Consider the following 8,292-nt stretch of genomic DNA (forward strand, 5'->3'; position numbering starts at 1 on the left):
GTAGGGGGGGGGTCGTTTGGCCATCTGGGGTTTATGTTTGCTTCAAAAGAGCACCCCAAAAAAACCCCCATCGCCGCCAGGAAACACACCCCCCCGGGCTATCCTGGAGGGCCGTTTCGCTGCGCTCGGGCAGACGTCCTCGCTATCGCCTGACCGTCTCCCCCGCCAGCTCGTGGGCGGGCGTGACCGGCTCTGTGGCGTCCGGGCGCGGGGCGTCCTGGTGGCCCGGCCACCAGGCCTTGTGGCCCAGGAGCGAGGTGACCGTCGGGACCAGCAGCATCGCCATGACGAAGGCGGTGAGCAGGATGCCGAAGGCGACCGCGAAGCCCATCTGCTGGAGCATGGAGTTGTCGGCCAGCATCAGGACGCCGAAGGTGCCGGCGAGGATGATCGCGGCGGAGCTGATCGTCGGGGCCGACTGGGCGACCGCGGTGCGGATGGCCTCGCGGGCCGGGATGCCGCGCCGGACCTCCTCGCGGAGCCGGGCGACCATGAGGATGTTGTAGTCGGTGCCGATCGCCACCACGAAGAGGTAGACGATCACCGGCAGCATGAACAGCAGGCCGTTCTCGCCCTTGTAGTCCTGGAAGAGCCAGACCGTGGAGCCGAGGGTGGCGCCGAAGCCGAGGGCCACGGCGATCATCAGGTACAGCGGGGCGACGAGGCTGCGGAGCAGCAGGCCCAGGATGACCATGATCGCGAGGCCGGCGACGGGGAAGACCACGCGGTAGTCGTGGGCGACCGCTTCCTTGACGTCGGAGAGGACGGCGGAGGTGCCGCCGACCAGGGCCTCGGTGCCGTCGGGCGCGGCCTTGTGGGCGGCGTCGCGCAGCGGGCCGCCGGCGAGCTCGATGGCCTTGTCGGCGGTCGGGCCGTACTTGAGGACGACGCTGTACTGGGCGACGGTGCCGTCGGGGTTGGTGACCGCGGGGGCCGCCTGGCCGACGCCGTCGATCTTCGCGAGCTCGGTGCGGTAGGCGTCGAGCTCCGCCTTGTCGAGGCGGGAGCCGTCCTTGGAGCGGAGGTAGACCATGGCCGGGTCGGACTGGCCGGCGGAGAAGCCGCGCTGCATGTCCTTCATGGCCTGGACGGACTCCAGCTTCTGCGGCATCTGGCTCGAGGTGTCGAACTCGGCCTTGAAGCTGAAGGTGCCGACGGCCAGGACGGCCAGGACGGCGGTGGAGAGGACGGCGATGAGGGCGGGGCGACGGGAGACGGCGCCGCCGACCGCGTTCGCGAAACGGTTCTTCGGCGTCTTCTTCCACGCCTTGGAGGGCCAGAAGGCCTTGGTGCCGAGGAGCGAGAAGACGGCGGGCACCAGCGTGAGGGCCGCGACGAGCGTCACGGCGACGGAGATCGCCAGCGAGGGGCCCATGGCCCGCATCATGCCCATGGTGGACAGCAGCAGGGCGAGGAAGGCGACGATGACGGCGCCGGCGGCAGAGGCGATGGTCTCGCCGACCTTGGCGACGGCGTCGACGAGGGCCTGCTTGGGCTCCTGGCCGGCGCGCAGGTGCTCGCGGTAACGGAAGAGGAGGAAGAGGATGTAGTCGGTGCCGACGCCGAAGAGGACGACGATGAGGATCGCGGAGATCGAGCTGTCGGCCTTGAGGCCGCCCAGGTCGGCGGCGGTGCCGATGAGGCCGAGGGCGACGGCGAAGACCACGCCGATGATCAGGACGGGCAGGATCGCGATCAGCGGGCTGCGGAAGATGACCAGCAGGAGCACAACGATCAGAACGAGCGTCGCCATCATGATCATGGCGTCGGTGTCACCGGAGGACTCACGGGAGTCGAGGTTGCTGGCGGCCGCGCCGGTGACGCCCATCTTCAAGTGGGTTTCCTTGAGGAGGGGCTTGGCGTCCTCGCGGAGCTTCTTGATCGAGTCGGGCAGCTTGTCGTCGTAGGCGTTCTTGGTGGTGGCGATGACATTGGCCAGGGCGATGCGACCGTTGGGCGAGACGGCCTGCGGGCCCGTGACCACCTTGGCGATCTTCTCGCGGTGCTTGCCCTCCAGACCGGCGGCGACCTTGGCGACGTCCCGCTTGTCGGCGTCGGTCAGCGCACCGCCGTCGGACCGCTGGAAGACGGCGATGGCGGCGGGCTGTTCGGTCTGCGGGAACGCCTTCTGCTGGAGGTTGCCGACCCGCACGGACTCGTAGTGCGAGGGCAGGAACTCGGTCTCGTCGGTGGTGGACTTCAGTCCCGGCGCCAGCATGACTAAGGCCACGGCTGCGATGATCCAGCCCGCGATCGTGAGCCAGGGCCGGTGGACGGCGAACCGCCCGACTCGTCGGAACATGGTGCTCCTTCAACTTCACTGGGAATTCACGCCATCGGCGTGGGGAGTTCGTATGGGTCGTGCGGGCGTGCAGCACGGGCATGAACACGCTAGTCAGCCGAGTTCCGCGCGCACAACGATTTCCGGGGGAATCAGGGGGAAATCGGCCCTGGGGTGGGGAGCCTCTCAACCCTGGGGAGGAGGGGCTCTCACCCGTGGGGTAGAGACCGTCCTGCCGACCGCCTCCAGCGGGATTACGCTGCCCCCATGAGCGATGTGGATTTCTATGCCGCGCGCATGGAACGCGCCGTCCGTGCGGCGGCGCAGGGTGGCCTGTCGGGCCTGGTCGTCACGCCGGGTCCGGACCTCACGTGGCTGTGCGGCTACGACCCGCCGGCCGTCACCGAACGCCTGACGGCGCTGGTCCTGCTCCCGGGGCGCAAACCCCTCCTTATCGTACCGCAGTTGGAACGCCCGGACGCCGAACACTCGCCCGGTGCCGGGGCGTTGACGATCGCGGGCTGGACCGACGGCGTGGATCCGTACACCGAGGTGGCCAACGAGCTCGAACCGCACGGCCGTTACGGCGTCTCCGACAACGCCTGGGCGCTGCACCTCCTCGCTCTTCAGCGCACGCTGCCCGGTGCCGCGTACGGCGCGCTGACGGAGGCGCTGCCGATGCTGCGGGCGGTCAAGGACGCGTACGAGCTGGAGCGGATGGCGGCCGCGGGCGCGGCGGCCGACGCCACATACGAGGCCGTCGTGGACCTGCCGTTCGCGGGGCGCCGGGAGCGGGAGGTGGCCGCCGACCTGGACCGGCTGCTGCGCGAGAACGGCCATGAGCAGGTCGACTTCACGATCGTCGGCTCGGGCCCGAACGGCGCCAATCCGCATCACGAGGCGGGCGATCGGGTGATCGAGGACGGCGACATGGTCGTCATGGACTTCGGCGGGCTGAAGGGCGGTTACGGCTCCGACACCACCCGTACGGTCCATGTGGGTGAGCCGACGGCGGAGGAGCGCAAGGTCCACGACGTGGTGCGGGAGGCGCAGCAGGCGGCGTTCGAGGCGGTGCGGCCGGGGGTGGCGTGCCAGGAGATCGACCGGGCGGCGCGCCAGGTGATCCGGAAGGCGGGTTTCGGGGAGTACTTCATCCACCGGACGGGGCACGGAATCGGTGTGACGACGCACGAGCCGCCGTACATGGTGGAGGGCGAGCACCTGCCGCTGGTGCCGGGAATGTGTTTCTCGATCGAGCCGGGGATTTATCTGCCGGGTCGTTTCGGTGTGCGCATCGAGGACATCGTGGTGTGCACGGAGTCGGGCGGCCGACGGTTGAACAACACCGATCGGGAATTGCGGACGGTGTCCTGAGGACCGGCGGTACCCGCCCGAAGCGCCCCCCGCCCGAAGCACCTCCCGCCCGAAGCGCCCCCGTCGCCGCGGAATTCAGAATTCCGAGTCGGGGCGCACGGCCCGCATCCGGTGGGGGTCGTACGCGGGCGCGCTCCCGTCCGGGACGCCCTGCCCGCGCCGTCCGGGCGCGGGCGCGTCGATCACCGTCCAGGAGACGGCGGCGGCGAGCAGCATGATGCCGGACGCACAGGCCAGCCCGACGTGGAAGCCGTGGACGGCGCCGCTCTTGACGACGGCGTCGCGCACGGCGGCCGTGGGCGGCGGCCCGCCCGCCGCCGGGGGCCCCAGGCGCGCGGCGACGTAGCTCGCCGCGGTGGCCGTGGCGATGGTGTTGAGCAGCGCCGTCCCGATCGATCCGCCGACCTGCTGCGAGGTGTTGACGGTGGCGGAGGCGACGCCGGCGTCGCCCGCGGCGACGCCCCGGGTGGCGGTGTCCATGACGGCGACGAAGATCAGCCCCATGCCCACGCCGAACAGCACCTCGGAGGGCAGGACGTGCGCGGCGAACGACGCGCGCACCGGCAGGGTCGTCAGCAGGAACAGCCCGATCGAGCAGAGCACCGCGCCCGGTGTGATCATCATGCGCGGCGGCAGGTGCTCCAGCAGGCGTGCCGAGATCTGTGTGGCCGTGACGATGATGACGCCGGACAGCGGCAGGAACGCCAGCCCCGCTTCGAGGGGGCTGTACCCCAGGACGCCCTGGAAGTAGTACGTCATGTACAGGAACATCCCGAACATGGCGATGACCGCGAGGGCGAGCGTCAGGAACGCCCCGGCGCGGGCGCGGCAGCGGATGACGCCCGGCGGCAGCAGCGGGCTGGGCGCCCTGGTCTGCCACCAGGCGAACGCCACCAGCAGGGCCGCACCGCCGCACAGCAGGCCCAGGACGCGCGCGCTGCCCCACCCGAGCGGTTCCGCCTCGCTGCACCCGTAGACGACGGCCACGAGGCCCGAGCAGGCCAGCAGGACCCCGGGGACGTCCAGCCGGGGCCGGTGGGCGGGCCGGTGGCCGTGGAGCAGCCAGACGGCGCCCAGGCCGGCGACGAGGGCGATGGGCACATTCACGTACAGGCACCAGCGCCAGTCCAGGTACTCCGTCAGCAGCCCGCCCGCGAGCAGGCCGATCGCCGCTCCGGCGCCGGCGATGCCGCTGTAGACGCCGAACGCCCTGCCGCGCTCGGCGGGGTCGGTGAACGTCGTCGTCAGCAGGGACAGCGCGGAGGGCGCGAGCAGTGCGGCGAAGACGCCCTGGAGCGCCCGGGCGCCGAACAGCTGCCAGTCGGCCTGCGCGGCGCCGCCGAGGCCCGAGGCGACGGCGAAGCCGGCCAACCCCACAATGAACGTCCGTTTGCGTCCCACCAGGTCGGCGATCCTGCCCCCGAGCAGCAGGAGCCCGCCGAAGGCGAGGGTGTAGGCGGTGATCACCCATTGCCGGTCGGTGTCGGACATGTGGAGCTCGCGCTGCGCCGACGGCAGGGCGATGTTCACGACGGTCGCGTCGAGGACGACCATCAGCTGGGCGAGGGCGATGACCACCAGCCCCCACCAGCGGCGGGGGTCGGCGCCGGGGACGGCGGACGACGGTACGGGAGGCGCGCCGGTGGAGCTCATGGGGCATCGCTCCTCACGGCCGCCACGGGCGCGGCGGGCCGGTAGCGTGCAGGAACTCGCCCTCCAGGGTAGGCCGGGTGGGTCGGGCGCGCTTGCCGGAGCGCCCCCCTGAACGCCTTCCGGACCGCCTTCCGGAACGCTTCCCCTTTCGTGACCCGCGACCTGCTGACAAGCGGCTTCCGCGCGGGTAGCGTCACCAGCGCCCCAGCCCGATTGGACTGGACCACTCCCTCTACTCGGATCGTCCGGCACGTTCCTGCCGGTGAAGGGATTCATCACCATGGCCACGGTCACGTACGACAAGGCGACCCGCCTCTACCCGGGCTCCGACAGGCCCGCCGTCGACCAGCTCGACATCGCCATCGAGGACGGCGAGTTCCTCGTCCTCGTCGGCCCCTCGGGGTGCGGCAAGTCCACCTCGCTGCGGATGCTGGCGGGACTCGAGGACGTCAACGGCGGCTCGATCCGCATCGGCGACCGCGATGTGACGCACCTGCCCCCCAAGGACCGCGACATCGCGATGGTCTTCCAGAACTACGCGCTGTACCCGCACATGACCGTGGCCGAGAACATGGGCTTCGCCCTGAAGATCGCCGGTGTGCCGAAGTCCGAGATCCGGCAGAAGGTCGAGGACGCGGCCCGCATCCTGGACCTCACCGAGTACCTGGGCCGCAAGCCCAAGGCGCTCTCCGGCGGCCAGCGCCAGCGTGTGGCCATGGGCCGCGCGATCGTCCGCGAGCCGCAGGTCTTCCTCATGGACGAGCCGCTGTCCAACCTGGACGCCAAGCTGCGCGTGCAGACCCGCACCCAGATCGCCGGGCTCCAGCGCCGCCTGGGCATCACCACCGTCTACGTCACCCACGACCAGGTCGAGGCCATGACCATGGGCGACCGGGTCGCCGTGCTCAAGGACGGCCTGCTCCAGCAGGTGGACTCGCCGCGCAACATGTACGACCGCCCGGCCAACCTCTTCGTGGCGGGCTTCATCGGCTCCCCGGCGATGAACCTCGTCGAGGTGCCGATCACCGACGGCGGCGTGAAGTTCGGCAACAGTGTGGTCCAGGTGGCCCGTGACGCCCTGACCGCCGCCGCCGACAAGGGCGACCGTACGGTCACGGTCGGTGTCCGCCCGGAGCACTTCGACGTGGTCGCCGCGGGCGGCTCCGCCGGCTCGCTGAGCAAGGACGCCCCCGCCGGTGTCGCCGTCACGGTGAACGTGGTCGAGGAGCTGGGCGCCGACGGCTACGTCTACGGCACCGCCGAGGTCGGCGGCGAGCGGAAGGACATCGTGGTCCGCGTGGGCGGCCGCGACGTCCCGGAGAAGGGCTCCGTGCTCCACGTGGTCCCGCGCCAGGGCGAGCTCCACGTCTTCTCGACCTCCTCCGGCGAGCGCATCGGCGACTGACGGCGACTGACGGCGACTGACCGGGCGCCGACCGAAAGGCTGACGTACGGGGCGCCGGAGGCATGAGGGGCCACCGCCCGGGGCACCGCCCGGAGCCCGGGTAAATACCCCGGCACACCCCGCATTTCGACCCCCGTACGTCAACTTCACACCTCCATACAGGCGCGGCGGCATCACTCGACCGGGTGACTAAATGTCGCCGCGTCATTACGCCTCGCTACCATCTGCGGCATGAACCAGGCCGCCCGCCGCATCGGCAGAACCCTCGCTCTCGTCCTCCCGGTCGTTCTCGTGCTCTCGGGGACTCTCGCGGTAACGCGCGTTCCCTGGGCGGCACCGAACGCCGAGTCGCAGGTCCTCACCGCGTCCTCCGGCAACGCCTCGACCGTCGCCACCGCCCGGGCGCCGCACGAGGTGCTGCGCGACCGGCTGCTGAGCGAGCTCCAGGAGAAGAACCCCGGCGTCGCGCTGACGCACCTGCAGGAGGCGACCAACGGCCGCCCCTCGCTCGCCCAGCACTGCGTGGCCATCGCCCAGGCGCTGGGCAAGGCCGCGGTCGCCAAGTTCGGCCCGCGCAAGGCCCAGTCCTTCGCCCGCCCGGTGTGCGACACCGCCTACGCCACAGGCGTCGCCCAGGGCCACTGACGGCCCCCGGGCGCCGGCCCGGTCACCGGCCGCACGTCCGCTCGCGGCACGGCATATCGTGCGGAGCATGACCGGCACCCAGCCCTACCCGTACCCCGCGCAAGCCGTGATCCTGGCCGGAGGCCAGGGTTCACGGCTTCGCCCGTACACCGACGACCGTCCCAAGCCGATGGTCGAGATCCCCGGCACGGGGGTCCCGATCATCGGCCACCAGCTCGCCTGGCTGGCCTCCGAGGGCGTCACCGACGCCGTCGTCTCCTGCGGCCACCTCGCCGAAGTACTCCAGGACTGGCTCGTGTCGGCCGATCTGCCGCTCCGGGTGACCACCGTGGTCGAGAAGGAGCCGCTCGGCCGGGGCGGCGGCCTCCGGCACGCGGCGGCCTCGCTGCCCCGCCCCGACGAGCCCTGGTACGCCACGAACGGCGACATCTGGACCCGCTTCTCGCTGCGCGAGATGGCGGCCTTCCACCACGAGCGCGACGCCACCGCCACGCTGGCGCTGGCCCGGCCGCGCATCCCCTGGGGCGCGGTGGAGACCGACGAGTTCGGCCACGTCCTGGACTTCATCGAGGCGCCCCCCTCGCCCTACCTGATCAACGCGGGCGTCTACGTCTTCTCCCCCGGCTTCACGGACCTGCTGCCGGAGCGCGGCGACCACGAGCGGACCACCTTCCCCCGGCTGGCGCGCGAGCGGCGGCTGGCCGGCTTCCCGCTCCCCCAGGGCGCGTACTGGCGCGCCATCGACACGGCCAAGGACCTGACGGAGGCCGCGAAGGAGCTCGCCCGCTGAGGGCCCCGCCGGAAAAGCACGAACGCCGGTGGGGGGGGGGGGGGCGGGGGGGGGGGGGGGACGGGGGGGGGGGGGTGGGGGGGGTTGGGGGGGGGGGGATCCTGAACCCCCTCCCCCGTCGGAACATCTGGGGGGGGGGGGTTT

At 71.5% G+C, this 8,292-nt stretch carries 6 protein-coding genes; 4 read left to right on the top strand and 2 right to left on the bottom strand.

What is annotated here, in order from left to right; all coding sequences use genetic code 11:
- Window positions 1-142: 142 nt before the first annotated feature.
- Window positions 143-2,302, bottom strand: a complete 2,160-nt coding sequence (locus AC07BS_RS06565; RefSeq protein WP_478646520.1) for an MMPL family transporter — start codon at window positions 2,300-2,302, stop codon at window positions 143-145.
- Between the two features lie 246 nt (window positions 2,303-2,548).
- Here AC07BS_RS06565 and AC07BS_RS06570 point away from each other — a divergent pair, with 246 nt between their 5' ends.
- Complete coding sequence (locus AC07BS_RS06570) at window positions 2,549-3,655, top strand: aminopeptidase P family protein (protein WP_478930621.1); 1,107 nt, start codon at window positions 2,549-2,551, stop codon at window positions 3,653-3,655.
- A 75-nt stretch (window positions 3,656-3,730) separates the two neighbouring features.
- On the opposite strand, the gene AC07BS_RS06575 is transcribed toward AC07BS_RS06570, so the two are convergent.
- Window positions 3,731-5,308: an MFS transporter gene (locus tag AC07BS_RS06575; protein WP_478930623.1), complete on the bottom strand. Its 1,578-nt coding sequence runs from the start codon at window positions 5,306-5,308 to the stop codon at window positions 3,731-3,733.
- A 280-nt stretch (window positions 5,309-5,588) separates the two neighbouring features.
- On the opposite strand from AC07BS_RS06575, the gene AC07BS_RS06580 reads away from it, so the two are divergent.
- The 3 genes from AC07BS_RS06580 (at window position 5,589) to AC07BS_RS06590 (ending at window position 8,148) form a co-directional block, all read left to right on the top strand.
- Window positions 5,589-6,713, top strand: coding sequence for an ABC transporter ATP-binding protein (locus AC07BS_RS06580; protein WP_478646746.1), 1,125 nt, complete (start codon window positions 5,589-5,591; stop codon window positions 6,711-6,713).
- Window positions 6,714-6,944: 231 nt separating this feature from the next.
- Complete coding sequence (locus AC07BS_RS06585) at window positions 6,945-7,358, top strand: hypothetical protein (protein ID WP_478646527.1); 414 nt, start codon at window positions 6,945-6,947, stop codon at window positions 7,356-7,358.
- 67 nt (window positions 7,359-7,425) lie between these two features.
- Entirely contained in the window at window positions 7,426-8,148 is a 723-nt protein-coding gene (locus AC07BS_RS06590; protein ID WP_478646529.1) for a nucleotidyltransferase family protein, read from the top strand.
- The last annotated feature ends 144 nt before the right edge of the window (window positions 8,149-8,292 follow it).

The sequence above is a fragment of the Streptomyces sp. NPDC044063 genome (assembly GCF_056434285.1).

Excerpts from the sequence above, each read along its gene's own strand:
- AC07BS_RS06565 (WP_478646520.1), bottom strand. The coding sequence starts at position 2,302 with ATGTTCCGACGAGTCGGGCGGTTCGCCGTCCACCGGCCCTGGCTCACG.
- AC07BS_RS06570 (WP_478930621.1), top strand. The coding sequence starts at position 2,549 with ATGAGCGATGTGGATTTCTATGCCGCGCGCATGGAACGCGCCGTCCGT.
- AC07BS_RS06575 (WP_478930623.1), bottom strand. The coding sequence starts at position 5,308 with ATGAGCTCCACCGGCGCGCCTCCCGTACCGTCGTCCGCCGTCCCCGGC.
- AC07BS_RS06580 (WP_478646746.1), top strand. The coding sequence starts at position 5,589 with ATGGCCACGGTCACGTACGACAAGGCGACCCGCCTCTACCCGGGCTCC.
- AC07BS_RS06585 (WP_478646527.1), top strand. The coding sequence starts at position 6,945 with ATGAACCAGGCCGCCCGCCGCATCGGCAGAACCCTCGCTCTCGTCCTC.
- AC07BS_RS06590 (WP_478646529.1), top strand. The coding sequence starts at position 7,426 with ATGACCGGCACCCAGCCCTACCCGTACCCCGCGCAAGCCGTGATCCTG.